A 23,018-nucleotide genomic window follows, 5' to 3' on the forward strand; every position below is an offset into this window, starting at 1 on the left:
CCTCAATCCGCTGATTCCGCTGATTCCGCTGATGTCGCTTCTGGAGTGACGATGCTTCGAAGAACCGCTCTCGCGGTGACGTCCGGCCTTCTCCTCGCCGGCGTCACCACCATTCCCGCCTCCGCCATTCCCGCCTCCGCCGCCACCGCTTCCGCCGCCACCGTTTCCGCTTCCGCCGCCGCGAAAGTCCCCGCTATCGCCCGGGACGTGCTCCCCGTCAATGACGGATGGGCCGCCGGGACCACCGGCGGATCGGCCGCCACGGACGATCGCGTCTACGTCGTGCGGACCCGTGACGAGTTCGCCACCGCGCTCGCCGCGACCGGCACCGCGCCCAGGATCGTGCTGGTCGCGGGCACTCTCCGGCCCAACGGTGACTGCGCGTCCTACGCCGACCCGGAGTACTCGCTCGACGCGTTCCTCGCCGCCTACCAGGGCGTCACCACCAAACCCGCCGGTCCGCTGGAGGACGCCCGGGTCCGGTCGGCCAAGAACCAGGCGCTCGACGTCCAGCTCAAAGTGCCGTCCAACACGACCATTCTCGGACTGGCGAACGCCCGCCTCGTCGGCCTCAATCTGCTCGTCTCCGGCGCCGACAACGTCATCATCCGCAATCTGCGCCTGGAGGACGCCGCCGACTGTTTCCCGCTGTGGGATCCGACCGACGGCGCGGCCGGTAACTGGAATTCCGCCTACGACCTGATCACGCTGACCGGCGCCACGCACGTCTGGGCCGACCACAACACGTTCAGCGACGGCAACAATGTGGACTCGCTGCAGCCGGAGTACTTCGGCCGCCCCTATCAGGTGCACGACGGCGCGCTCGACGTCATCCGCGCCTCCGACCTGGTGACGATCTCCTACAACGTCTTCCAGGAACACGACAAGACGATGCTGATCGGCTCCACCAACACGGTCGGCGCGGACGTCGGAAAGCTGCGGGTGACGATTCACCACAACAAGTTCGCCAATGTCGGCCAGCGCGCGCCGCGGGTGCGGTTCGGCCAGGTCGACGTCTACGACAACTACTACTACGAGACCGACGAGGACGCCTATCAGTACTCCTGGGGCGCCGGCGTCTATTCGGCGATCTACGCGGAGAACAATTTCTTCCTGCGTAGCGCCGACATTCCGCTCGACGCGGTCGTCTACAACTGGGGCGGCACGGCGATGACCGAGAAAGGCACCCTGACCCGGGTCGGCACCGGCCCGATCACACCGGTCAGCCTGCTCGACGAGTTCAACGCCACCCACGACCCCGACCTGGGCACCGACGCCGGCTGGACGCCGACGCTGCGGCCCGGCCCGCTAACCCCGACCGCCCAGGTCCCGGCCGTCGTCGACGCGCAATCCGGCGCCGGCCGCCTCAGCCTCGCCTGACGCATTCCCACGGAAAGGACCGCCTGTCTGCCGCGGCGCGGGCGGTCCTCTTCCGCTTTCTTTTCCGGTACGCCGATAAGGGCCCACCCACGCAGAAGCCACGCCCGCCTCGCGGCCCGCGACCATTCCCCGGTGCCGGGCCACCCCCGCGCCGCCGCCCGACCCGATCGAAGAACCCGCACTCGCCGCCGCTGCCGGTGCCGCTGCCGCCGCCCCGCTGCGCCGCCGCCCCGGCTGGTGCTGATGGTTGTTTTGGGGCGTTGTTCCAACCGTGAGCGCCAGCCGCCGGGCTTCGGCTGGTGCTGAGGGTTGTTTCCGGGCGTTGTTCCGACCATGAGCGCCAGCCGGGATGCGGGGGTGAGTGCTGGAGCTGGCGGGGGTGGGCGTTGATGCAACTGTGAGCGCCAACTGCCGGGCGTGGGCTGCACCCTGCCCCGGGTCGGCACCGGCCCGATCACACCGGTCAGCCTGCGGCGTAACGGATCGCCCACACGCCCGCACCCAGCTGCGCGCCGCGCGATCAGCCTGCGGCGTAACGGATCGCCTGCTCGTCCTCGTTCAGCGCGGACACCGGCCGGCCCTGCGCGCTGCGTGTCTCGGCGAGCTCGACCATGTCGTCCGGCCGGACGCGCGGCGGCAGCGCGCCGAACCGTTCGACCCGGGAAAGCTCGGCCTCCTCGGCCGTCATCGGCTCGTTCTCCATGTCCTCCATCGTGTCATCGCCGGGACTCGTGCACCAGGATCGCGACCTGCACCCGGTTGGCGCAGCCGAGCTTCTCCAGCAGCCGGGACACATACGCCTTCACGGTCGCCACGCTCATGTGCAGCTCGGCGCTGATCTCCGCGTTCGAGCCGCCGGTCGCCACGGCCTCGGCAACCTCACGCTCGCGTTCGCTGAGCCGTTCCAGAGCGGCCCGCGCCCGCCGTGCCACGTCATCCCCGCCGGCCCGCCCTGCCGCGTCGGATCCTTTCGCCCCGCCGCCACCGGGTGACCGCGACGCCTTCTCGTCCCGGCCGACCGCGTAGCCGATCAGCCGTGGCAGCACCGACGGCGCGAGGATCGACTCGCCGGCCGCCGCGCGCCGCACCGCGTCCAGGATCGACGCCGGCGCGATGTCCTTGAGCAGGAACCCGTTCGCCCCGAGCCGCAACGCCCCGAGCAGGTGCTCGTCGGTGTCGAAGGTGGTCAGCACGATCACTGCCGGCTCCGGCCCGGCACGCCGGATCTCCCGGGTGGCGGCGAGCCCGTCCATCCGTGGCATCCGGATGTCCATCAGCACCACGTCGGGCCGCAGCCGCCGGGTCAGCTCGACCGCCTCGGCGCCGTCCCCGGCCTCGCCGACGATCGTCAGGTCCTGCCCGGCCCCGAGCACCAGCCCGAGCCCCACCCGCACCAGCGGATCATCGTCCGCGATCAGCACCCGGATCACGCCGGACACGGTAACCGCCCCACCGCTCCGCCCGACATGGTCCACCACGGTAACCGCCACACCACCCCGCGCGGCGTCACCGACCACGGCGACCGCCACGCCACCCGGCTCAGCGCCACGCGCAACGGCGGCCGCCACACCACCCGGCTCGGCGCCGCGCGCAACGGCGACCACCACACCACCCGGCTCAGCACTCCGGCCATGGCAGCCACGCCTCCAGCCGGAACGTCAGCACGCCGTCCGGGTCGCGGCGGATGCCGTGCTCGAAGCGGCCACCGGCCAGCTCCACCCGCTCGGCGAGACCGACCAGCCCCGCGCCGGCCCCGGGGGGCACGGCGCCCGGCAGGCTCCCGACCGGCACGCCACCGTTGTTCGCCGGGGACAACGGATTCGCGACCAGCACGTGCAGCAGGTCGTCGCGGGTGCGGGACAGGACGAGGCGGACCTGCGTACCACAAGCGTGTTTTCCGGCATTTGTCAGGCCTTCCTGAACCAGGCGGTAGACGGTGCGCCCCAGTCCCGCCCCGGTCACGGAGTCCCCCAGGTCGTTGGCCCATTCCACCGGCACACCGGCGGCCCGCGCGTCCTCGACCAGCTCGTCCAGCCGCTCGATCCCCGGCTGGGGGCGCAGACCGTCGCTGTCCCCCACGCGCAGCACACCGAGGATCTCGCGCAGATCCTCCAGCGCCTGGTGTGCGCTGTCCCGGATGGTCGTCGCCGCCTTCGCCACCTCTTCCGGCGTGAGGTCGGGACGGATCACCAGGGCGCCGGCGTGCAGGCTGACCATGGAGATCCGGTGGGCGAGCGCGTCGTGCATCTCGCGCGCGATCCGCTCGCGTTCCAGGGCGCGCAGCCGCTCGGCACGGATCCTCGTCTCCTCCTCCGCCCGCGCCGCGCGCTCCCGCAGCACCTCGACCAGATCCCGCCGGGCGCGCATCGCGACCGCGATGGCGACGGTCGCGGTGAGGAACGCCAGCGTGAACAGGAACTCGACCGGCGGCGCCAGGGCCGGGTCGGGCCGGATCACGCTGTAGGCGACCGCGGCCAGCAGGTGCAGCGCCAGCATCACCGGGATCACCCGGCCGCGGCGCCGGACGATCAGGGTGTAGAGCGCGACCAGGCTGGCCAGGCCGACGAAGTCGGTCACGACCAGGACCGGCACGAACAGCGCGGCGACCGCGACCGGGTGCGAGCGCCGCCACCACAGCGCCAGCGTCGCCAGCGCCGCGAGGACCAGGTTGACGAACGTCGCGTCCCCGCTGATCCGCCCGGAGGACTCGGCCTCGCCCGCGATCACCAGCGCGGCGAACCCGGACGCCCCGATCGCCACCAGGTCGAAGACCCGCTCGCCGGACGCCGCCAGCGCCCGCTCGACCCGGCTCACGAGCGCACCAGGGGACGCCAGAACTGCTTGCCGCCGTCGTCGCGGACCGCGTATCCCAGTTTCTCCAGCGTCGCCCGCAGCTCCCCGGCCTCCTTGGCGGCCTTCTTGCGCACCGCGACGGCCCGGGCCGCGAGCACCGCGTCGACGGCCGGCGGGAGGGAGTCCGCGGCGGAATTCCAGGGCTGGTAGAGATTCGCGTACGGATCGGTGTCGCGCCACGGATAGCCGAACTGCTGGAACGCCTCGGCGAGCGCCCCGCGCCGCGCCCGGGTCATGCACCGAGCCGCCTGCCGGGACTCCCGGTCGAGAACGACCAGCGAGTCCCCCTCCGGATAGAGCGCCGCCACGTCGTTGCGCGGGATCACCGTCTCGCCGAGCCGTGCCTGCACCGGGTCGACCGTGACGACGACGAGCCGCTCGAAGAGCACGACGGTGACGAACAGCCCGGCCAGGACCAGGACCGCCGCCTCGATCGCCAGCTCCCACGGCCGGTCGATCGCCCCGATGACCCGGACGATCGCCCGGAACGGCAACACGATGTGCAGCCCGAGCAGCCACCGCGCGGCGATCGGCAGCACCGCCGCGAGCAGCAGCCCGGCCGCAGCCGGCCCGGCCGCCACCAGCACGCGGTCCACCGGCGTGAAGTCGAGCTCCCTGTTCATGCCCCGACGCTAACCGGCCCCGGATGCCTTGCCACCGGCCGAAAGTAGGGGACGCCGAACTTTGGTATACGACTCCGGCCGGCTCCGCACGGGCGCGTCAGGACGTCTCGGGAACCGGCCCCCGGCGGACGTGTCAGGACGTGTCACGACGTCTCGGGAACCGGCACCGCAAGCGCGATGGTCAGCGCGAGCACCCACTGCGGATCCTTCAGCTTCTCCCCGTACAACTCCCGCAGCCGCGCCATCCGGTACCGCACCGTCTGCGGGTGCACGAACAGCTCCGCCGCCACGTCCTCGCGCCGCCCGTGGTGCAGCAACCAGCTGCGCAGTGTCTCGACGAGTTTCGCCGCCGCGGTCCCGCGTTCCCCGGCGAGCGGCGCGAGGGCCTGCTCGCGCAGGTCGGCCAGGGCGACCGGGTCCGCCGAGACGACCAGCTCCGCCAGGTGGTCCTCGGTGTCGACCACCGTGTTGCCCACGGGCGTGTGCAGCTGGTGCACGCGGACGGCACGCTCGACCGAGTCCTGTGCCCGCAGCCAGGGCCGGGCCGGGCCGATCACCGCGTTGTGGCCGGTCAGCAGCCGGGTCAGATGCGGGCGGGAGGCGCCCTGCGGGTCCGGCACGAGCAGGACCGCGGTCTCCGGCAGGTCCGGCAGCGCGCCGGCGAGCGGCAGCGTCCGGGGGTCGAGCAGGTCGATCAGCGAGCGCGCCGAGCGTTCCGGCAGCAGGATGGCGGTGAGGGTCTGCGGCGGCGTCCACTCGGCGCGCTCGGCGGCGGCCTGCAGCACGTGCACCGGCTCCCCCGCGACCAGCGCCTGGGCGAGTTGTTGCAGGTGGCGCAGCCGGAGCCGGCCGGTGGTGGCCAGCTCGTCGGCGTGCCCGGCGACGCTCGCCGCGGACAGCTCGTCGATGTAGGCGAAGACCAGTTCGGCGAAGTCCGCGATGGTCGCGGCCGGTTGCCCGCAGCGGACGCTGATCGCCGCGAGCTCCCGCCAGGCGACCCGGGCGCCGACCCGGTACGCCGAGAGCAGCGCGTCGAGGCTGCGGCCCGACCGTGCCTCGCCGCGGCCCAGCGCGTACGCTCCCTCCAGCGCCGACGCCAGCGGGGTGCCCGGGTCGCCGCTGGAGCGGGCCACCAGGCTCAGGAAGGTGCCGAGCGCGGCCTGCACCGCACGCTCGATCTTGTGGCCGAGCACTCCGGCGAACGCCTCGGCGTAGGCCGGCACCTCCTCGGTGATGGCCGCGATGGTCTGCACGGAGACCTCGGCCAGCCCCTGCCGCAGTGGATGGACGAGATCGTCCGGCAACTGGTACGACCGGACGTCACGCAAGGGCTCGATCACACAGGGCTCCCCAGGTTTCAGGTCCGGCGCTTGTCTCCGCCGAACAATTATGGCGCTTCGATTCACTTCCCCTGGTCATGCTTTCGTTCGTCGGAACCAGCAGTCTTGTTCACGTGGCTGTTACACAGACATTGCGCAACGGCGCGTGGCGGGTCGTCGAGTTGATCACCACTCCGGTGGTGCCGACCGACTACCTCGACGTGATCGCTCCCCTGCGCAATCCGAACGTACTGCGCGCCCGGGTCGAGGCGGTTCACCGGGAGACCGCGAACGCGGTCACCCTGGAGCTGCGGCCGGGCCGCGGCTGGCGCCCGCACGAGCCGGGGCAGTATGTGCGTCTCGGCGTCGACGTGGACGGCATCCGCCTGTGGCGCTCGTACTCGGTGAGCAGCCCGGCCGGGCAGCCCTCCGGGCGGATCAGCGTGACCGTCAACGCCGTACGCGACGGGGTTGTCAGCTCTTATCTGCTGGCCAACGCCCGCCGCGGCATGGTGATGAACCTGGACCTGCCGGCCGGCGATTTCGTCGTGCCGAGCCGGCGCCCGGCGAAGAGCCTGTTCGTGACCGCCGGCAGCGGGATCACGCCGGTCATGGGCATCCTGCGCAGCCTGGTCCACGAGCTCACCGACGTGGTCGTCGTGCATTCCGCCCGCACCGCCGAGGACGTGGTCTTCGGCGCCGACCTGCGGGCTCTCGCCGAGCAGGGCCGGATCACGCTGATCGAGCGGCACACCGGCGCCGACGGGCGGCTCAAGCCGGCCGACCTGGACATGCTGGTCCCCGACCGCTTCGAGCGCGAGACCTGGGCGTGCGGCCCGGGCGAGATGCTGGACGCCCTGTCGGAGAACTGGGCCGAGGCGGGCGCCGCGCAGCGCCTGCACGTCGAGCGGTTCCGGCCGACGGTGCTGGTCGCCGGCGAGGGTGGCACTGTCACCTTCGAGCGTTCCGGCACGACGGTCGAGGCGCCGGGCGGCGTGTCGATCCTGGACGCCGGCGAGGCGGCGGGGCAGCTCATGCCGTCCGGCTGCCGGATGGGCATCTGCTACTCGTGCGTGCTGCCGATGCGCGAGGGCATCGTCCGCGACATGCGCGACGGCACCGTCACCACCGCCGTGGAAGGCGACAACGTGCTCGTCCAGACGTGCATCTCGGCCGCCGCCGGGCCGTGCCACCTGGACGCCTGACCATTCCTGATCACGACCCCCCAGTAGAGAACAAGAGGAACTCGTGACGACTCTGCAACGCCAGGAAGTGAACCCGATCGGCCACCTGACCGCCGAGGACATCGAGGCCATCGGCCGCGAGCTGGACGCCATCCGGGACGAGGTGCTCGCGAACCGGGGGGAACGCGACGCCGCCTACATCCGCAAGGTGATCAAGGTCCAGCGCAGCCTGGAGATGGGCAGCCGGGCGGTCCTGCTGTTCTCGCTCTTCCCGCCGGCCTGGATCGTCGGCACGGCCGGCCTCTCGGTGGCGAAGATCCTCGAGAACATGGAGATCGGCCACAACATCCTGCACGGGCAGTACGACTTCATGCGGGACCCGAAGATCCACTCCACGACCTGGGAGTGGGACCACGTCACCCCGGCCGACCAGTGGAAGCACTCGCACAACGAGATCCACCACAAGTACACCAACGTGGTCGGCAAGGACAACGACCTCGGTTACGGCATCATGCGGGTCGACGAGAACCAGAAATGGCACCCGTTCTTCCTGGCCCAGCCGCTGTGGAACTTCATCAACGCGCTCTTCTTCGAGTACGGGATCGCGGCTTACGACCTGAACCTGGGCCGCAACCTGAAGTCCAAGAAGCGCCGCAGCGACCCGGAGTTCAAGGCGAACGTGAAGGCGGTCGGCCGCAAGATCCGCCGCCAGGTGCTGAAGGACTACATCATCCACCCGGCGCTGTCCGGCCCGTCCTTCCTGCACACGATCGCCGCGAACTTCACCGCGAACATCGTGCGCAACCTGTGGAGCCACTCGGTGATCATGTGCGGTCACTTCCCGAACGGCGTCTCCACCTTCGAGCGCACCTCGATCAAGGGTGAGACCCGCGGCGAGTGGTACCTGCGGCAGATGCTCGGCTCGGCCAACATCTCCGGCAGCAAGCTGATGCACATCATGACCGGCAACCTGTCCCACCAGATCGAGCACCACCTCTTCCCCGACCTGCCGAGCAGCCGTTATGCCGAGGTCGCGGTCAAGGTGCGGGCACTCTTCGAGAAGTACGATCTGCCGTACGTGACGGGGCCGCTCCCGGTCCAGGTGGCGTCGGCGTGGGCGAAGGTCATCCGCCTCTCCCTGCCGAACCGCAAACCGACCGCGGCGCCGGACCACTCGCGCCCGCCGCGCATCCCGGCGACCGAGCCCGCCACCGCCTGATCCACCCCGGATCCGTTCAGGCCGCAGCCCCACCCGGCTGCGGCCTGGACTCGTTGTGGCCCCGGACCGATCGCCGCCGGTCAGCCGCGCAGGTGCCGCCCGCCGGGCTGCACGTCCGGCTGCCTCAGGATCAGGTAGGCAAAGAGCCACATCGGCACGTAACCGAGCACCGCGGCCCACAGCATCGGGAACTCCGAGCAGAAGAACGCGGCCACGCACACCAGCGTGAACAGGCAGCCGAGCAGGTAGGCCCCGGTCGCGACGAGTGGCGGCCGCTGCCCGCCGCGCCGCACATGACGGGTCGCCACGGCGTAGGTGAACGGGATCGCGCCCGGCTGCACCACCAGCACGATCATGCCCAGCAGCAGGAGAACGGTCCCGGCGGAGACCTCGACGTGCGGCACCCGGCCCACCCCCTGCACCCATCGACGACCACCAAGGTCCTCGCAGGTTACTCGTCGGTATCCCCGAAGCGCCAGAGGTTCCCGGCGACGTCCGCGGCCCGCCACCTTCCACGGGAGCCGGATCCGGAGAGACTGTTCAACTTCCGGACATCCCCGGGCAACCCCCAGGCCCCAAGATCATTCGATGGTCACCGACGCCGCCCCGGCCCCCGCCGTCTCCGGGTGGGTGACTCTGCGCCGCGCCGCCACCGGCGCGGGGCTGGCCATCGCGGCCACCGTCCTGATCGGCCTGGCCGGGCGTCCGGTCGGTGACTTCGTCGGCGTCAGCGTGCTGATCTGGTCGACCTGCGCCCTGTACAACGGCGGCGACCGGCATCGCCGGATCGCCTGCGCCGCCGCCGCGGTCACCGCGGCGGTCGTCTGGCTGGGCACCCTCCCGATCCCCGACGCCGGACTGCCCGGCAACGTGGGCGGGGCGCTGCTGGGCGCACTGGCCGCCAGCCAGGTCTACGCCGTGATCACCAGGGTCGGCCTGGCGGCCGCCGGACGTGCTCCGGATCAGGCCAGGTAGGCCAGCTCCGGCAGCTCGGCCCGGTAGGCGTCGACCAGCCGCGCGCCCAGCTCCGCGTCCCCCACCAGAGGATGCGCCGCCATCGCCCGGACCGCCGCGTCCCGCGAGCCCGTCGCGACCGCGGACAGGATCAGCCGATCGGTGGTCTTCACCGCCCGCACCAGCTCCACCGCGTGCCCCGGCAGCGGAGCCACCGGCAACGGCACGGCCCCGCGCGCGTCGACCCGGCACGGCACTTCGACCACCGCGTCGTCGTCGAGGATCGACAGGGTCCCCCGATTGCGGACGTTCAGGATCAGCGTCGCCGGCTCGTCCCGGGCCAGCGCCCGCATGACGGCCAGCGCCACCCCCTCGTACCCCGCCGGGCGCGACTCGTCCTGCTCGCGCTCCCCCGCGCCGGTCAGCGACCGGTTCTCCGACATGTACGTCGCCTCCCGCTCCCGCCACGCGTCCCGCCACGCCTGCAGCGGCTCCCGCGAGGCGATGTCGTGATAGCACCGCTCCTGCTGCTCGAGCAGGAACGCGCCACGGGTCCGGGGCGCCGAGCGCAGCGCCTCGAAGGTCCCCGCCGGGTCGTAGTAGTAGTGCAGGTACTCGTTCGGCACGGCTCCCAGCTCGCGCAGGTTGCCGAAGAGCCGGCCCTCCTCGATCGTTTCCAGCAGCTTGTCGTCGGCGAGCAGCCCCGGCAGCAGGTCACGCCCAGCCGCGTCGTGCACGCCGTAGAGCCAGCCGAGATGGTTCAGCCCCGCGTAATCGATCCGCACCTCGCCCGGGTCGGCCCCGAGCGCCCGCAGCACCCGGTCCACCAGCCCGGTCGGCGAGTCGCAGATCCCGATCACCCGATCGCCGAGCAGCCCGGACATCGCCTCGGTGACCAGCCCCGCCGGATTCGTGAAGTTGATCAGCCAGGCGTCCGGCGCGACCTCGGCGGTCAGCGCGGCGATCCGGAGGGATTCCGGGACCGAGCGCAGCCCGTACGCGATGCCGCCCGCGCCGACCGTCTCCTGCCCGAGCACGCCGGCGGCCAGCGCGACCCGCTCGTCCACCACCCGCCCGCGCAGCCCGCCGACCCGGATCGCGGAGAACACGAACGCGGCCCCGGTCAGCGCCTCCGTCAGATCGGTGGTGGTCCGCACGGGCAGTGAGCCCAGCGCGGCGAGCACCCGCCCGATCGCGTCGAGGCGCCCGGCGTCCACGTCGTGCAGGACCACCTCGGTGATGGTCCGTTCCGGGTCGGCCAGCAGCGCCCGGTACACCAGGGGAACGCGGAACCCGCCACCGCCGAGGATCGTCAGCCGCATGTCAGCCCTTCATCGCTTCGTTGCCCGCGTTCTGCGCCTTGCGCAGACCGTCCACGACGCCGAGCTGCCCCAGGAAGACCTGTTGCAGCACCGGCGCATACGCCGTCCCGCCGGACCCGACGCGCGGGCCGACCGGCGCCGGGAACGTCGTCCCGCCCGCCGAGTCGAGGAACGGTTGCAGGTCCACGCCCCGCTGCCGCCAATGGTCGACGAACGCCGGTTGCACCGAGGTGACCCCCGGGAACGCGTAGCCGCCCGCGGCGATCGGCCGCTGCCCGTCCGCCGAGCCGATCCACTTCAGCACCTCGGTGGTCGCCTCCTTGTGCGCGGTCCTCGCCGACGCGACAGCGGCCACGCCGTGCACCACGCCGACCCGGCCGGCCGGGCCGTCGAGCAGCGGCGCGATCCCCCACGGGAAGCCGGCGCCGTCATGGACGGCCTTCAGGTGGTAGGGCCCCGACTGGAACAGCGCGATCCGGCCCTGGGTGAACAGCTGGAGCGCCTTGTCGCTGTTGGTGTTCGTGTCCGCGGCCGAGGGGGCCACGTGCTCCTTGTTGATCAGGTCCACGACGTACTGCACGGCCTGCGCGGTCTTCGGCTGGTCCGCGAAGGTGAAGGCGTCACCCGTCTGCCAGGTGCCACCGTTGGACCCCACGAAATCCCACATGATCGCCTGCTGGTCGAGGGCGGCGTTGAACCCGTACGTCGTGATGTCCTTGGGATCGAAGCCCGCCTCGCCGGGATGCCGGCCCGCGCCGTCGGCCGTGAGCCGCCGCAGCGCCGCGCGGAACGGGTCGTCAGGACGGGACGGATCCCAGGTCAGGGCCGCCGGGTCGACACCGGCCTTCGTGACGAGGTCCTTGTTGTAGTAGAGCGCGATCGAGTCCCACAGCTGCGGCACGCCCCACAGCTTTCCGCCGCGCGTGTAGAGGTCGACGACCGATTTCGTCCAGTCGCCGCTGACGTCGACGGGCAGCAGATGCCCGTTGTCGGCGTAGAGGCCGAAGTTGGACGTGTTCGTCCAGAAGATGTCGGCGGCCGTGCCCGCGGCGACGTCGGCGGGCAGCTTGGTCCAGTAGTCGGCCCACGGCACCACCTGGACGTCGACGGTGATCTCCGGATGTGTCTTCTCGAAGGCCGCGAAGGATTGCTCGTACGCCGTGGCGACCTGCTCGTCCCAGAGCCGGAACGTGACAGTGGTCTTCCCGTCGGCGTCGTCGTTGCCGGCGATCGAGCAGCCCGCGGTCAGCAGGAGGGCCGTGATGGTCAGGAACAGTCGTCGCATGTGCTCACTTCATCCCGGTGATGGTGATCGACTTGACGATGTGCTTCTGGAAGATCGTGAAGAGCACGAGCAGCGGCATCGTGGCGAGTGTCGTGGCGGCCATGACCAGGGTCCAATTGCCCTGGTACTGACTTTGCAGGCCGGCCACCGCGACGGTCAGCACCTCCCAGCGCGCGCCGCTGGTGACCACCAGCGGCCAGAGGAAGTCGTTCCAGTGGGTGACCGCCGTGATGATCAGCAGGGTGGCCAGGACCGGACGGCTCAGCGGCAGCATCACGTGCCGCAGCACCCGTGGATGCCCGGCCCCGTCGATCCGCGCGGCGTCCAGCAGCTCCTGCGGGACGGCCCGGAAGAACTGGCGCAGCAGGAAGATCGCATACGGCGAGCCGAACATCGAGGGCAGCACGATCCCCCAGAACGTGTTCACCAGCCCCGCCTCGCTGAGCAGCACGAACCGGGGCACCAGCACCGCGACGGCCGGCACCATCAGCGTCGCCAGGTACACCCAGAAGATCGCGTCCCGGCCCGGGAAGTCCAGGCGCGCGAACGCGTAGGCGGCCAGCACCGAGCAGACGAGCTGTCCGAGAACGACCACCAGCACGACCTGGACGGTGATCACCAGCGGCGGGATCAGGGTGTGCCCGCCGACCGTCAGCTCCGCGTAGTTCTCCCCGGTCGGCGGGCGGGGCGGGGCCAGCGGCGGCTGCTGCGCGAACTGCCGCGGCGTCTTCACCGACGTCTGGACGCTCATCAGGTAGGGCGCGAGGATCACCACCGCGGCCAGGCTCAGCGCGAGGTAGGTCAGCACGGCACGGCGCATGATCACCCCATCTCGTACGTCGTGCGCCGGCGGAAGTACGTCTGCTGGGCGATCGTCACCGTGATCAACAGCAGGAACAGGACCACGGACATGGCCGCGGCCCGGCCCATCCGGAAGTTGACGAACGCCTCCCGGTAGATCGTGTACGCCACCACCTCGGTGCGCCCGGCAGGCCCGCCCCCGGTCATCGCGTAGACCGTGTCGAACACCTGGAAGCTGCTGATCACGCCGGTCGCGAGGACGAAGAACGTGGTCGGGCGCAACAGCGGCAGCGTGACCCGCCGCAGGCCCTGCCACGGGCCGGCACCGTCGATGCGGGCGGCCTCCCCGTACTGCGGGGGGATCCCGGCGAGGCCGGCCAGGAAGAACAGCGCCACATAGCCCACATTGGTCCAGATGGTGACCGCGGCGACCGACGGCAGGGCGAGCGCCGGGCTGGTCAGCCACTCGATCCGGTGGCCGAGCAACTCGTTGATCGCGCCGTCGGACGGGTCGAAGAGCCAGCGCCAGACGACGCCGAGCGCGAGCGGGGCGCTGATCCACGGCAGCACCAGGATCGCGCGGAACCAGGTGGAACCGGGCAGCCGCTGATCGAGCAGCAGGGCGGCGGCCAGGCCGAGCGCGGTCTGCAGCGGGATGACCAGCAGCACGAAGACCGCGGTGACCGCCAGCGATCGGCCGAACGCCGGGTCGCCCAGGATCGACCGGTAGTTGTCGAGGCCGGTCCACCGGGCCGGGTCGATCAGATCCCACCGGGTGAGGCTGATGCCGAGCACGACGACGACCGGCGCCAGCAGGAAACCGCCGACCCCGACCAGGCTGGGCGCCAGGAACGCGAGACCCGTGAGCGTGTCCCGCCGCGACCGGCCCGGCCGTGCGCGAGCCGCCGGCACGGCCCGGCGTGCGGGAGCCACCGTCACGGCTCGGCGTGCGCGTCGGAGAGCCGCGCGATCGTCGCCGTCGCCCGGTGCACGGCGTTCCGCCTCCCCGGCGGGATGACGTCGGGCAGGAACGCGAAGCGCCGCGCCAGCTCCCCCTCGCTCGACTCGGGATGCCGTTGCTCCGCGGCCCGCAGCGTGGCCTGCCACCAGTCGGCGATGTCCCCCCAGCCGGGCGCCGACAGCGACCCGCCGAAATGCTGCACCGAGAGCGCGGCCACCAGATTCGCGAAGGCCACCCGGTCGGCGAGCGGCCACCCGCCGACCGTCCCGGCGATGAACCCGGCGGTGAAGACGTCCCCGGCGCCGGTCGGGTCGAGTGCCTCCACGGGCACGCCCGGCACGGTCGCCACCTCCCCGGTCGCCGAGTCGACAGCGAGCGCGCCGTCCCCGCCGTCGGTCACCACCACGATCGGGACCAGGCCGGCCAGCTTGTCGAGAGCGGCGCCCGGGGTGTCCGTCCGGGTGTAGCGCATCGCCTCGACCGCGTTCGGCAGGAACGCGTGGCAGTCGGGCAGCACGGCGAGCGCGTCGACATCCCACTGATCGGTCTCGTCCCAGCCGACATCGGCGAAGATCAGCGTGCCGTTGCGACTCGCCCGGGGCACCCACGCGGTGCTGGAGCCGCCCAGGCTGACGGCCGCCGCGCGGGCCGCGGGCAGCCCGTTGACCAGGCCCTCGTCGTCGGTCGGCAGCGGATGCCCGTGCGTGATCATGCTGCGGTCGCGGTCATAGGCCAGCGAGACGGTGACCGGCGAGTGCCAGTCGTCGAGCCGGCGGGACGCGGAGAGATCGATTCCCTCCTGGCGGCTGAGCACCTGATGGCAGAATTCGCCGTAGGCGTCGGTGCTCAGCGCCGTGCCGAGCCCGGTGCGCAGGCCGAGCCGGGCGGCCGCGACGGCGAGGTTCGCCACCCCGCCGGGGCACGACCCCATGCCGGAGGCCCGGACCTCGGTGCCGGGCCCGGGCAGCTCACGCAGCCCGGTGAAGATGACGTCAAGGAACACCACCCCGGGGACGAACAGATCGAGCTGGCGCGCCATTGGCCGATCTTACCTCCGCCCCGATAGGTCAAGTGGAGATTGATCATCGAGTCCGGCGCAGGTCTCCGTGGGCCGCACGCAGGGTGTCGACGTGCCGGTCGGTGCCCGGCGGGTGGAGCTGGTCCAGCATGCGCCACGCCTCGTCCAGCGCCTGGGACAACTCGTGGATCCGGCCGGCGTGCTGGCGGCGCACGTCCTCCCGCACCTTCTCGATCCGGCGGAGCCAGCCGGCGCTGCTCTCGGCGGCCGGGCGGGGCGGTGGGGGCGGTGGGGGCGACGGCGGAGGCGCAGGCTCGAGGACGTCGGCGGCGGGGACGATCGCGGCGATCGGGCGGCCGCCGTCGACCACGACGGTGACCTGGCCGGTCAGCCCGGTGAGCCGGACCAGCTGCTGGAAACGCAGGCGGGTCTCGGCGATGGACAACTCGATCCGGCGGCGGATCGGCATGGCTGCTTCTCCCATACCGCCGATGATGCGCGCGGGGTACGACACTTTTGCGATAGCTTCCGCGCCATGGGTGATTCACTTGTGGATTCCGGCGACGTGCGCACGGTGGTCACGCAGGCCGTCGTGGCGCTGCGAGAGGTCGCCGGGCAGGACTGGCAGGCCCCGGCCGGCGACCTCGACTGGTCCTGCTGGGAGACGGTCGAGCACGTCGCCGACGACCTTTTCGCCTACGCGGGCCAGCTCGCCGCCGAGGAGCCGCCCACCGACCGTTACGTGCCGTTCGGCTACCGGCGGAGCCGGCCGGCGGCGCCCGCGCTCACGGTGTACGTCGACCCGGAGCACGGCGTCGACGGCCTGCTCCAGGTGCTCGACGCGGCCGGGGGCCTGCTCGCCGCCGTCGTCCGGTCGAGTCCCGCGTCACGGCGGGCCTTTCATCCGTACGGAATCTCGGATGCCTCGGGTTTCGCCGCGATGGGCGTCGTCGAGGTGCTGGTCCACCTGCACGACCTGGCCCGGACGATGACATTCCGGTGGACGCCGGAGGCGGACGTGTGCGCCCGTGTCCTGCGACGCCTCTTCCCGGACGCGCCGTCCGGCTTCGAGCCGTGGCCGGCGCTGCTCTGGGCGACCGGCCGCACGGAGCTGCCCGGCCACCCCCGGCAGACGTCCTGGCGCTGGCAGGGTGACGTGCTCAGCGCCGGAAGGTGAGCAGCGCCTCCATCGCCTCGTCCGCACTGTCGGAGAGCACGGCCAGGTCGACGCCGGTGTAGATGCGCCGCCGCGTGTCCACCACACAGTGCGCCCCGAGCATCACCCCGCCCGGCGCCACCAGCGGCACCCCGAGGTAACTGCGCAGCCCGGTGCTGGCCAGGAACGGGTTGGCCGCGTGCACCGGGTCGTCGCTGAAGTCGGCCACACAGTACGGCTCGCCGTTGAGCACCGTCCGGCTGCACACCGCCCACTCGGCCGGCGCGCCCTGCGGCGTGGCGACCCAGTCGCGCAGCCCGTAGGCGCCGACGATCTGCTGCGCGTCGGCGCCCAGCACCGACACCAGCGAGACGGGCGCCTCGAGCAGTTTGGCGCTGCGCTTGGCCACCTCGTCCAGCGTGGCCCGCAGCGTGGTGTCGGCGAGGTCGTAGCGGGCCAGCTCGGTCAGCCGGGCGGGCTCGGCCAGGCGGTCGTAGAGATCGGTCTTCATCGGAACCTCCCCGGGGGATGACGCGCCGTTGCCGGGAACGACGACACGGCGGGACCAGACTTGAGGGTCAGTGACGGAAACCACCCACCAGGGTGGTGAGGTCACCGGCCAGCCTGGTCAAGTCTGCCGCGGCCTGCTGCGTGGTGCGCGCTCCCTCGGCGGTCGCGGCAGCGACTTGCGCCACACCGGTAACGGTGAGGGCCACCTCGCCGCTGCCCGACGCGGCCTCGGCGACCGAGCGGCTCATCTCCCCGGTCGTCGCGGTCTGCTCCTCGACCGCCGACGCGATCGTCGTGGTGTAGTCGCCGATCCGCTGGATGACCTCGGTGATCTCGCCGATCGCCGAGGTCGCCGACGTGCTCGACGCCTGAATCGCGCCGATCCGCGCGGTGATCTCCTCGGTCGCCCGCGCGGTCTGCTGGGAGAGCTCCTTGACCTCGCCGGCCACCACCGCGAAGCCCTTGCCCAGCTCACCGGCGCGGGCCGCCTCGATCGTCGCGTTCAGGGCGAGCAGGTTGGTCTGCTCGGCGATGGTGGTGATCAGCCGGACCACGTCGCTGATCTCCGCGCTGGCCGCGCCGAGCTCGGCGACCTGCCGGTTGGTGCGCTCGGCCACGCTCATGCCCTCGGTCGCGACCCGGGCGGCCTCGGCCGCGTTCGACGCGATCTCGGTGATCGAGGCGCTCATCTGCTCGGCGCCCGCGGCGATCGACTGGACGCCGGCGTTCACCTGCGCGCTGGCGGCGCTGGCGGAGCCGGCCCGCTCGGCGACGTCGCCGGCGCCACTCTCCAGCTGCGAACTGACCGCGGTGAGCTCCTCGGACGCGCTGGCCAGGGTCACCGCGGAGTCGCCGATGGTGCTGACCGTCTCGCGCAGCCGCAGGATCGCGGCGTCCAGCGCGCGGCTCATCCGTCCCGGCTCGTCGGCCGACGTGATGCCGGTGCTCTGGGTGAGATCGCCGGCCGCGAGGCCCTCGCAGACGGTGGTCACCCGGCGCAGCGCGCGGACAATGCCCCGGGCCACCATGACCCCGAGCGCGAGCGCCGCGAGGATGCCGATGGTCAGGACGAGGATCGAGTCGAGCCGGCTGTCCTCGTAGCCGTCGCGAGCCTCCGCGGCGGCCGCGGCCGCGTCGGCCCGCTCCGCCTCGCTGAGCTCGGCGAGGGTCTCCTTGAGCGTGGTGATCAGCGGGGTGACCTGCTCGGTCCGGACCTGCTGCCACCCGCTGAGGTCGCCGGCCCGGGACAGCGGGATGAGGTGCTTCTGGGCCACCTCTACGTACTGCCGCCAGGTGCTGTCCAGCTTCTCGATCACCGCCGCGTCACCGGCCGGGCTGGCCGCCTCGTACCGGGAGAGCGCGCCGGCGGCCACCTCCAGGTCGTCGCTGAACGCCTGCTCGTACTTGGCCTTGTTCGTGGCGTCGGAGTAGATCGCCTGGTTGGTCAGGTCGAGGCGGGACTGGGTCATGGCGTTCTGCAGCTCGCCGAGCACCGTGACGCTCGCGACGTTGTCCTCGAAGATGCCGGTGGCCGACCCGCTGGCCCGGCTGAGTGCCCGCAGGCCGGTCGTCCCGATCACCAGAGCCACGACGGCGGCGACACCGATCGCCACCATGATCTTGACGTTCACGCTGAGATCCGCCCAGAACTGCCTCATACCTCACCTTTCGGCACGGGAACCGTCCGGCTGAGTGGCGGGCCACGCCCGCCACTCAGAGGTGCACGAATCGGTCAGTGTGCCGGCGGGACGACACCTTCGGGCTTCGCCCCGCGCCGGATGCCGACGACCGCGACCACCGCCGCGAGCAGGCAGAGCACGCCGGAGACGAGGGCCGCCGCGTGCACGCCGTGCAGGAACGCCGTGCCGGCGCCCTCGATCACCGCGGCGCGAACGTTCCCGGTCAGATCCGCGCTGACCGGCGCGATGCCCATCGCCACCACGTCCTTCGCCGCGGTCAGGCCCTCGGCGAGCGGGGCGGGCACGCCCGCCTCGGTCAGCGAGCCGGCGAGGGTGCCGCTCACCCGGGCACTGATGATCGAGATCAGCACCGAGGTGCCGAGCGCCCCGCCGATCTGCAGCATGGTCGCCTGCAGGCCACCGGCCACGCCACCGTCCTTGACCGGGGCGTTGCCGACGATCGCCTCACTCGACGCGGCCATCACCATGCCGACGCCGAGGCCGAGCCCGATGAACGACGGCCACATCGCCCAGTAGCCGGAGTGCGTGCCGAGCGCCATCAGGCCGAACGACGCGGCGCCCTGCAGCACCATGCCGAGCGGCATCGAGAGCCGAGGGCCGAACCGGTCGGTGAGCGCGGCGCCGAGCGGCGAGGCGACCACCGAGGCGAGGCTGAGCGGCAGGGTCAGCACACCGGACCAGACCGGGCTGTATCCGCGGACGTTCTGCAGGTACAGCATGATGTAGAAGATCGACCCGAGCAGCGTGAAGAAGTTGATCGCGGTGATGATCGCGCCGATGGTGAGCGCCGGGCTGCGGAAGAGCCGCATCGGGAGCAGCGGATGTTCCAGCCGGGTCTCGAACCAGCCGAAGATGATCAGAATCAACAGCCCGGCCGCCATCGTGCCGAGCGTCCGCGCCGAGCCCCAGCCCCACGCCTCGCCCTTGACCACGGCGAACACCAGGACCAGCAGCCCGATCGCGAGCAGCAGCACACCGGCCACGTCGAACCGGTGCCGGCCCGTCGGGCTCTTGCTCTCCGGCAGCACCAGCGCGCTGACGATCAGCGCGATCACCCCGATCGGCGCGTTGATGTAGAAGACGGACTCCCAGCCCACGTGCTGGACGAGCAGCCCGCCGACGATCGGCCCGAGCGCGGTGGAGACCGACGAGACCATCGCCCAGATGCCGACCGCCATGCCGAACCGCTTCGGCGGGAAGACCGCGCGCAGGATGCCCAGCGTGTTCGGCATCAGCAGCGCGCCGAACAGGCCCTGCGCAGCGCGGAAGGCGATGACGCCCTCGATCGAACCGGCCAGTCCGATCGCGACCGACGCGATGGTGAAGCCGGCCACGCCGATCAGGTAGTACGTCCGCCGGCCGAACCGGTCACCGAGCTTGCCGCCGAGGATCAGCGCGGCGGCGAGGGCCAGCAGGTAGGAATTAGTCACCCACTGCAGCTCCGCGGTGCTGGCGCCCAGGTCACGGCCGATCTCCGGGTTCGCGATCGACACCACGCTGCCGTCCAGGCCGACCATGAACAGGCCGAACGCCACGGCGATCAGACTCAGCCAGGGGTTGCCGCGCCGGCCTGCCGCCGCGGCCGGCGGCGCATGCGCCGGGGTGGGGACGTCGGCGGAAACGGTCGAGGTCATGCTGTGCTCCTTGTTTGCTTCGATTGCTCCGGTACGGCGATGAGCACGCTCACGCCTCGCGGTGAGGACGCCCGTCGCGCACGTGCCGGGCGATCCTGGCCAGCACCGGGATCGCGGCGTGCACGGCCGCCCGCTCGTCGTCGCCGAGATCGCCGAGCGCCGCGTCGAGGTAGCCGCTGGACAGGCCCTGCACCTCGTCGATGCGCCCGCGCGCCTGCTCGGTGACGTGCAGGCGCACCACCCGGCGGTCCTGCGGATCCGGCTCGCGGGTCAGCAGGCCGCTCTTGACCATGGCGGTGACCAGGGCGCTCGCGTTGTTCGGCTGCATCTGCAACTCGTCGGCGAGCTCCCGCACGGTCATCCCGGGCGACTGCCGGATCTGCCAGAGCGCGGCGATCTGCGCCTCGGGCGGTTTGGGGTGGACGAAATCGCCCTGCAGCCGACGGTCCAGGCTGCGGTGCAACTGATGGGCCAGGTGCATGAGGGCGATCGCGTCGTCGGTCATGTGACGATTATTAGGTATGAAGACATACCTATCGCAAGCCGAAGGGAGTCTGGTCACTTCCGCTTACGCGAGGGGCCCCTGCCGTCGTACGGGGAAATCAGCCCAGGGCTTCCTCGAAGGCCCTCCGGGTGTTGCCGCCGCGATCCAGGACGGCGAAGACCACCAGGTCGAACCAGGGACTCGCGGCCAGCGTCTCCGCGAAGACCTGAGCCACCTCGGCCGGATCGTTGCCGAAGACGCCGCAGCCCCAGGCGACTCATGGCGGCGATCATCCTGCCTCGGCAATACCTCCGGCGAACCATTTTCGTCGCTCGCAGGTACTCCCTGGGTCCGACGACAAGGGGCCGCGGGCCGGGCAGGATCGTCGGCATGACCCAGGTTGTCGCCGCGGCCCGCCTCCGCGCCCTGCGGCCGGTGGAGCGCGTCGCCCATCTGGTCGGGGCGCTGCTGATGCTCTCCGGCGTGGTGCACTTCGGGGTCTTCCTGGCCGACGACGGGCCGTGGGAAGGCCCGGTCTCGTGGCGCAAGCCGACGACGTTCGGGCTGTCCTTCGGGCTGACCCTGATCACCGTCGCCTGGGTGACGCGGTTTCTCGTGATGAGCCCGCGACCGCGGGCCTGGCTGCTCGGGGTCTTCACGGCGGACTGCGTGCTGGAGGTCGCCGGGATCACCGTGCAGGCGTGGCGGCGGGTGCCGTCGCACTTCAACACGTCGACGCCGGCGTCGCGCGCGATCGCGACAGCCCTCGCCCTCGGTGGCGCGGTCCTGGTGGTGGTGCTGGTCAGCTTCGCCGTGATCGCGCTGCGCGGGCGGGTGCGGGGGCCGTCCGACCTGCGCCTCGCGCTGCGCGCCGGGTGGGGGCTGTTGCTGCTCACGCTCGTGACCGGGGTGGCGATGGTGGCCAAGGGGTCGATCCTCTACCGGACGCAGAGTCCACAGATCGCGTACGAGACGGCCGGTTCGCTGAAGCCGGTCCACGGGGTGGCGCTGCACGCGATCCTGGTGCTGCCGCTGCTCGCCGTCGTGCTGCGTGCGCTCGGCCGGCCTGAGCCCCTGCGGTACCGGGCGGTCCGGCTCGCCACCTGGCTCTACATTCTGGCCACAGTGATCGCCGCGGTCATCTCACTGACCTGACGTTGCCACTGCCACCGGCTGCGGCAAGCGGTCGTCTCACGACCTGACGCTCCCACCGCCACCGCCACCGCCACTGCCACCGGCTGCGGCACGCGGGGCGGCTTCCCGGTGGCCACGGCGTTCGGGGCGGGCTTCTCCTCGGACGCCGCCGTGAGGAGCGCGATGAGGGCGGCGGCGAGCGGCTCGGCAAGCTCACGGGCACCGTTCCGGGGCCGGCGGAGCGACGTCTCGCAGCATCGTCGCGGTGAGCTCGGCCAGTCGCCGGGCGGCCACCGGGTCCAGGGTGGGAAGATCTGGCGGGAGTTCACGGCCACGATCGATCGCGGTCAGCTGCGCGGCGGGCGGGTGGTCGATCCAGCCGGGGATCGGGCGGATCGCGTCGGCGATCGGCTGCGCCGCGAACCGGGCCAGGACCTTGATGCCCGTGCGGACGAGGAGCGGCAGGGGACTGAGGTTGCCGCTCCTGGTGAAGCCGGGGTGGTACAGGATGTAGCGAGCTTTCCCACTGAACCCGGCACCGAGCAGATCGTTCGCCCGGCCGGCTTGCAACTGCGCGGTGATCACCGAGTAGTCCCGGGTCAGCTGCGGGTCGTCCCAGCGCACCCCGCCACGGGTGACCCCGACCCCCGCCACGTTGACGATCACCGGATGCGCGGCGCGGTCCAACTGGGGGGCGAGCCCATGACCGAGCAGATAACGGCTCAGGTAATAGAGGGCGAAGGTTCCCTCCAGACCGTCCACGGTCTCGGCCCGATGCCGCGACGTCCGGTTCGCGAAGAGCAGCAGGGCGTCGACGACCGGCCACCGCGAGCCGATCTCCGCGATCACCCGCTGGTTCTCCGCCACACTGCTCAGATCGGCTTGCAGATACGTTGTTCCGGGAACCTCCGGTTCGAGGGAGGCGCGGCTCCCGATCGCCACGACGGTGTCACCGCGCCGTGCCAGCTGGACGGCCAGCGCCCGTCCCATCCCGTCACTTCCACCACTGATCACCACGACTGCCATGACTACGATCGTCACCAGTCGGCCCGCCGCCCGGAAGAAGGCACATCAATGTCCGTGCTCGCCACCCCGGTCCCCGCGAGGGAGTACGACAGCTGCCCGGTCACCCGCGCGGTCCACCGCCTCGGCGAGAAGTGGACCCTGCTGGTGATCATGCTGCTCGGCAAGCGCCCGCATCGCTACAACGAGCTGCACCGCGGCATCGAGGGCATCAGCCAGCGCATCCTCACCCGCACGGTGCGGCTGCTGGAAGCCGACGGCCTGGTCTCCCGGACCGTGCATCCGACCGTTCCGCCGCAGGTGGAGTACCGGTTGACGCCGGCCGGCGAAAGCCTGCTCGTGCCGCTGAACGCGCTGGCCGGCTGGGCCGTCGAGCACTACTGACGACCGGGCACGGGCCGCCGGACGCGAGGGCCCGGGCGCTGCCTCCCCCATACGGAGGCAGCGCCCGGAACCCT

Annotated in this window: 25 protein-coding genes; 8 read left to right on the forward strand and 17 right to left on the reverse strand. The window is 71.7% G+C overall.

What is annotated here, in order from left to right; translation table 11 throughout:
• The first annotated feature begins 51 nt into the window (after positions 1 to 51).
• On the forward strand, positions 52 to 1,380 hold the full coding sequence (locus Acy02nite_RS03775; RefSeq protein ID WP_203738373.1) for a pectate lyase family protein: 1,329 nt from the start codon (positions 52 to 54) through the stop codon (positions 1,378 to 1,380).
• A 124-nt stretch (positions 1,381 to 1,504) separates the two neighbouring features.
• Positions 1,505 to 1,624: an MYXO-CTERM sorting domain-containing protein gene (locus Acy02nite_RS47595; RefSeq protein WP_369009910.1), complete on the forward strand. Its 120-nt coding sequence runs from the start codon at positions 1,505 to 1,507 to the stop codon at positions 1,622 to 1,624.
• Between the two features lie 276 nt (positions 1,625 to 1,900).
• Here the strand turns inward: Acy02nite_RS47595 and Acy02nite_RS03780 are convergent, their stop codons facing one another.
• The 5 genes from Acy02nite_RS03780 to Acy02nite_RS03800 all read right to left on the reverse strand — a co-directional run bounded on the left by Acy02nite_RS03780 (position 1,901) and on the right by Acy02nite_RS03800 (position 6,196).
• Complete coding sequence (locus Acy02nite_RS03780) at positions 1,901 to 2,083, reverse strand: hypothetical protein (RefSeq protein WP_203738374.1); 183 nt, start codon at positions 2,081 to 2,083, stop codon at positions 1,901 to 1,903.
• 13 nt (positions 2,084 to 2,096) lie between these two features.
• Positions 2,097 to 2,819, reverse strand: a complete 723-nt coding sequence (locus Acy02nite_RS03785) for a response regulator transcription factor (RefSeq protein ID WP_203738404.1) — start codon at positions 2,817 to 2,819, stop codon at positions 2,097 to 2,099.
• A gap of 178 nt (positions 2,820 to 2,997) precedes the next feature.
• Positions 2,998 to 4,194, reverse strand: coding sequence for a sensor histidine kinase (locus Acy02nite_RS03790; RefSeq protein WP_203738375.1), 1,197 nt, complete (start codon positions 4,192 to 4,194; stop codon positions 2,998 to 3,000).
• A complete protein-coding gene (locus Acy02nite_RS03795; RefSeq protein ID WP_203738376.1) occupies positions 4,191 to 4,856 on the reverse strand; it encodes a YqeB family protein in 666 nt (221 codons plus the stop codon). The genes Acy02nite_RS03790 and Acy02nite_RS03795 overlap by 4 nt, the downstream gene beginning before the upstream one ends.
• A 143-nt stretch (positions 4,857 to 4,999) precedes the next feature.
• Positions 5,000 to 6,196 carry a PucR family transcriptional regulator gene (locus tag Acy02nite_RS03800; RefSeq protein WP_203738377.1) on the reverse strand — a complete coding sequence of 399 codons (1,197 nt, stop codon included), beginning with the start codon at positions 6,194 to 6,196 and terminating at the stop codon, positions 5,000 to 5,002.
• Positions 6,197 to 6,273: 77 nt separating this feature from the next.
• Between Acy02nite_RS03800 and Acy02nite_RS03805 the strand changes: the two genes are divergently transcribed.
• The gene (locus Acy02nite_RS03805; RefSeq protein WP_203738378.1) at positions 6,274 to 7,380 is read left to right on the forward strand and encodes a ferredoxin reductase; all 1,107 of its coding nucleotides are present in this window, start codon (positions 6,274 to 6,276) and stop codon (positions 7,378 to 7,380) included.
• Positions 7,381 to 7,423: 43 nt separating this feature from the next.
• Positions 7,424 to 8,578, forward strand: a complete 1,155-nt coding sequence (locus tag Acy02nite_RS03810) for a fatty acid desaturase family protein (protein WP_203738379.1) — start codon at positions 7,424 to 7,426, stop codon at positions 8,576 to 8,578.
• A gap of 80 nt (positions 8,579 to 8,658) precedes the next feature.
• Here the strand turns inward: Acy02nite_RS03810 and Acy02nite_RS03815 are convergent, their stop codons facing one another.
• Entirely contained in the window at positions 8,659 to 8,982 is a 324-nt protein-coding gene (locus tag Acy02nite_RS03815; protein ID WP_203738380.1) for a hypothetical protein, read from the reverse strand.
• Positions 8,983 to 9,166: 184 nt separating this feature from the next.
• Between Acy02nite_RS03815 and Acy02nite_RS03820 the strand changes: the two genes are divergently transcribed.
• Complete coding sequence (locus tag Acy02nite_RS03820; protein ID WP_203738381.1) at positions 9,167 to 9,553, forward strand: hypothetical protein; 387 nt, start codon at positions 9,167 to 9,169, stop codon at positions 9,551 to 9,553.
• Here the strand turns inward: Acy02nite_RS03820 and Acy02nite_RS03825 are convergent.
• The 6 genes from Acy02nite_RS03825 to Acy02nite_RS03850 are packed head-to-tail and all read right to left on the reverse strand — an operon-like array spanning position 9,541 to position 15,403.
• Positions 9,541 to 10,854 carry a family 4 glycosyl hydrolase gene (locus Acy02nite_RS03825; RefSeq protein ID WP_203738382.1) on the reverse strand — a complete coding sequence of 438 codons (1,314 nt, stop codon included), beginning with the start codon at positions 10,852 to 10,854 and terminating at the stop codon, positions 9,541 to 9,543. The genes Acy02nite_RS03820 and Acy02nite_RS03825 overlap by 13 nt on opposite strands.
• A gap of 1 nt (position 10,855) precedes the next feature.
• Entirely contained in the window at positions 10,856 to 12,139 is a 1,284-nt protein-coding gene (locus tag Acy02nite_RS03830; RefSeq protein ID WP_203738383.1) for an ABC transporter substrate-binding protein, read from the reverse strand.
• Between the two features lie 4 nt (positions 12,140 to 12,143).
• The gene (locus Acy02nite_RS03835; RefSeq protein WP_203738384.1) at positions 12,144 to 12,959 is read right to left on the reverse strand and encodes a carbohydrate ABC transporter permease; all 816 of its coding nucleotides are present in this window, start codon (positions 12,957 to 12,959) and stop codon (positions 12,144 to 12,146) included.
• A gap of 2 nt (positions 12,960 to 12,961) precedes the next feature.
• Positions 12,962 to 13,873: a carbohydrate ABC transporter permease gene (locus Acy02nite_RS03840; protein WP_239174165.1), complete on the reverse strand. Its 912-nt coding sequence runs from the start codon at positions 13,871 to 13,873 to the stop codon at positions 12,962 to 12,964.
• Positions 13,874 to 13,875: 2 nt separating this feature from the next.
• Positions 13,876 to 14,940: a carbohydrate kinase family protein gene (locus Acy02nite_RS03845; RefSeq protein ID WP_203738385.1), complete on the reverse strand. Its 1,065-nt coding sequence runs from the start codon at positions 14,938 to 14,940 to the stop codon at positions 13,876 to 13,878.
• 43 nt (positions 14,941 to 14,983) lie between these two features.
• Entirely contained in the window at positions 14,984 to 15,403 is a 420-nt protein-coding gene (locus tag Acy02nite_RS03850) for a hypothetical protein (protein WP_203738386.1), read from the reverse strand.
• A gap of 51 nt (positions 15,404 to 15,454) precedes the next feature.
• Here Acy02nite_RS03850 and Acy02nite_RS03855 point away from each other — a divergent pair, with 51 nt between their 5' ends.
• A complete protein-coding gene (locus Acy02nite_RS03855) occupies positions 15,455 to 16,096 on the forward strand; it encodes a maleylpyruvate isomerase N-terminal domain-containing protein (protein WP_203738387.1) in 642 nt (213 codons plus the stop codon).
• Here the strand turns inward: Acy02nite_RS03855 and Acy02nite_RS03860 are convergent.
• The 4 genes from Acy02nite_RS03860 to Acy02nite_RS03875 form a co-directional block, all read right to left on the reverse strand.
• Positions 16,080 to 16,586 (reverse strand): GAF domain-containing protein, encoded by a 507-nt coding sequence (locus Acy02nite_RS03860; RefSeq protein WP_203738388.1) that lies wholly within the window; start codon positions 16,584 to 16,586, stop codon positions 16,080 to 16,082. The two genes, Acy02nite_RS03855 and Acy02nite_RS03860, sit on opposite strands and share 17 nt — an antisense overlap.
• A 67-nt stretch (positions 16,587 to 16,653) precedes the next feature.
• Positions 16,654 to 18,243 (reverse strand): methyl-accepting chemotaxis protein, encoded by a 1,590-nt coding sequence (locus tag Acy02nite_RS03865; protein ID WP_203738389.1) that lies wholly within the window; start codon positions 18,241 to 18,243, stop codon positions 16,654 to 16,656.
• A 74-nt stretch (positions 18,244 to 18,317) separates the two neighbouring features.
• Complete coding sequence (locus Acy02nite_RS03870) at positions 18,318 to 19,919, reverse strand: MFS transporter (protein WP_203738390.1); 1,602 nt, start codon at positions 19,917 to 19,919, stop codon at positions 18,318 to 18,320.
• A gap of 49 nt (positions 19,920 to 19,968) precedes the next feature.
• Positions 19,969 to 20,424 carry a MarR family winged helix-turn-helix transcriptional regulator gene (locus Acy02nite_RS03875; RefSeq protein WP_203738391.1) on the reverse strand — a complete coding sequence of 152 codons (456 nt, stop codon included), beginning with the start codon at positions 20,422 to 20,424 and terminating at the stop codon, positions 19,969 to 19,971.
• A 369-nt stretch (positions 20,425 to 20,793) separates the two neighbouring features.
• Here Acy02nite_RS03875 and Acy02nite_RS03885 point away from each other — a divergent pair, with 369 nt between their 5' ends.
• Complete coding sequence (locus Acy02nite_RS03885) at positions 20,794 to 21,558, forward strand: hypothetical protein (protein ID WP_203738392.1); 765 nt, start codon at positions 20,794 to 20,796, stop codon at positions 21,556 to 21,558.
• A gap of 192 nt (positions 21,559 to 21,750) precedes the next feature.
• Here Acy02nite_RS03885 and Acy02nite_RS03890 read toward each other — a convergent pair whose 3' ends face one another.
• The gene (locus Acy02nite_RS03890) at positions 21,751 to 22,563 is read right to left on the reverse strand and encodes an SDR family NAD(P)-dependent oxidoreductase (RefSeq protein ID WP_203738393.1); all 813 of its coding nucleotides are present in this window, start codon (positions 22,561 to 22,563) and stop codon (positions 21,751 to 21,753) included.
• A 48-nt stretch (positions 22,564 to 22,611) separates the two neighbouring features.
• Between Acy02nite_RS03890 and Acy02nite_RS03895 the strand changes: the two genes are divergently transcribed.
• Positions 22,612 to 22,944: a winged helix-turn-helix transcriptional regulator gene (locus tag Acy02nite_RS03895; protein ID WP_203738394.1), complete on the forward strand. Its 333-nt coding sequence runs from the start codon at positions 22,612 to 22,614 to the stop codon at positions 22,942 to 22,944.
• Positions 22,945 to 23,018 lie beyond the last annotated feature (74 nt).

Source organism: Actinoplanes cyaneus (genome assembly GCF_016862095.1).
GTDB classification, from domain to species: domain Bacteria; phylum Actinomycetota; class Actinomycetes; order Mycobacteriales; family Micromonosporaceae; genus Actinoplanes; species Actinoplanes cyaneus.

Bases quoted from the DNA above. Each gene is read 5' to 3' on its own strand.
- Acy02nite_RS03775 (WP_203738373.1), top strand. From the start codon at position 52: ATGCTTCGAAGAACCGCTCTCGCGGTGACGTCCGGCCTTCTCCTCGCC.
- Acy02nite_RS03780 (WP_203738374.1), bottom strand. From the start codon at position 2,083: ATGGAGAACGAGCCGATGACGGCCGAGGAGGCCGAGCTTTCCCGGGTC.
- Acy02nite_RS03795 (WP_203738376.1), bottom strand. From the start codon at position 4,856: ATGAACAGGGAGCTCGACTTCACGCCGGTGGACCGCGTGCTGGTGGCG.
- Acy02nite_RS03805 (WP_203738378.1), top strand. From the start codon at position 6,274: ATGCTTTCGTTCGTCGGAACCAGCAGTCTTGTTCACGTGGCTGTTACA.
- Acy02nite_RS03820 (WP_203738381.1), top strand. From the start codon at position 9,167: ATGGTCACCGACGCCGCCCCGGCCCCCGCCGTCTCCGGGTGGGTGACT.
- Acy02nite_RS03825 (WP_203738382.1), bottom strand. From the start codon at position 10,854: ATGCGGCTGACGATCCTCGGCGGTGGCGGGTTCCGCGTTCCCCTGGTG.
- Acy02nite_RS03830 (WP_203738383.1), bottom strand. From the start codon at position 12,139: ATGCGACGACTGTTCCTGACCATCACGGCCCTCCTGCTGACCGCGGGC.
- Acy02nite_RS03835 (WP_203738384.1), bottom strand. From the start codon at position 12,959: ATGCGCCGTGCCGTGCTGACCTACCTCGCGCTGAGCCTGGCCGCGGTG.
- Acy02nite_RS03845 (WP_203738385.1), bottom strand. From the start codon at position 14,940: ATGGCGCGCCAGCTCGATCTGTTCGTCCCCGGGGTGGTGTTCCTTGAC.
- Acy02nite_RS03850 (WP_203738386.1), bottom strand. From the start codon at position 15,403: ATGGGAGAAGCAGCCATGCCGATCCGCCGCCGGATCGAGTTGTCCATC.
- Acy02nite_RS03855 (WP_203738387.1), top strand. From the start codon at position 15,455: ATGGGTGATTCACTTGTGGATTCCGGCGACGTGCGCACGGTGGTCACG.
- Acy02nite_RS03860 (WP_203738388.1), bottom strand. From the start codon at position 16,586: ATGAAGACCGATCTCTACGACCGCCTGGCCGAGCCCGCCCGGCTGACC.
- Acy02nite_RS03865 (WP_203738389.1), bottom strand. From the start codon at position 18,243: ATGAGGCAGTTCTGGGCGGATCTCAGCGTGAACGTCAAGATCATGGTG.
- Acy02nite_RS03870 (WP_203738390.1), bottom strand. From the start codon at position 19,919: ATGACCTCGACCGTTTCCGCCGACGTCCCCACCCCGGCGCATGCGCCG.
- Acy02nite_RS03875 (WP_203738391.1), bottom strand. From the start codon at position 20,424: ATGACCGACGACGCGATCGCCCTCATGCACCTGGCCCATCAGTTGCAC.
- Acy02nite_RS03885 (WP_203738392.1), top strand. From the start codon at position 20,794: ATGACCCAGGTTGTCGCCGCGGCCCGCCTCCGCGCCCTGCGGCCGGTG.
- Acy02nite_RS03890 (WP_203738393.1), bottom strand. From the start codon at position 22,563: ATGGCAGTCGTGGTGATCAGTGGTGGAAGTGACGGGATGGGACGGGCG.
- Acy02nite_RS03895 (WP_203738394.1), top strand. From the start codon at position 22,612: ATGTCCGTGCTCGCCACCCCGGTCCCCGCGAGGGAGTACGACAGCTGC.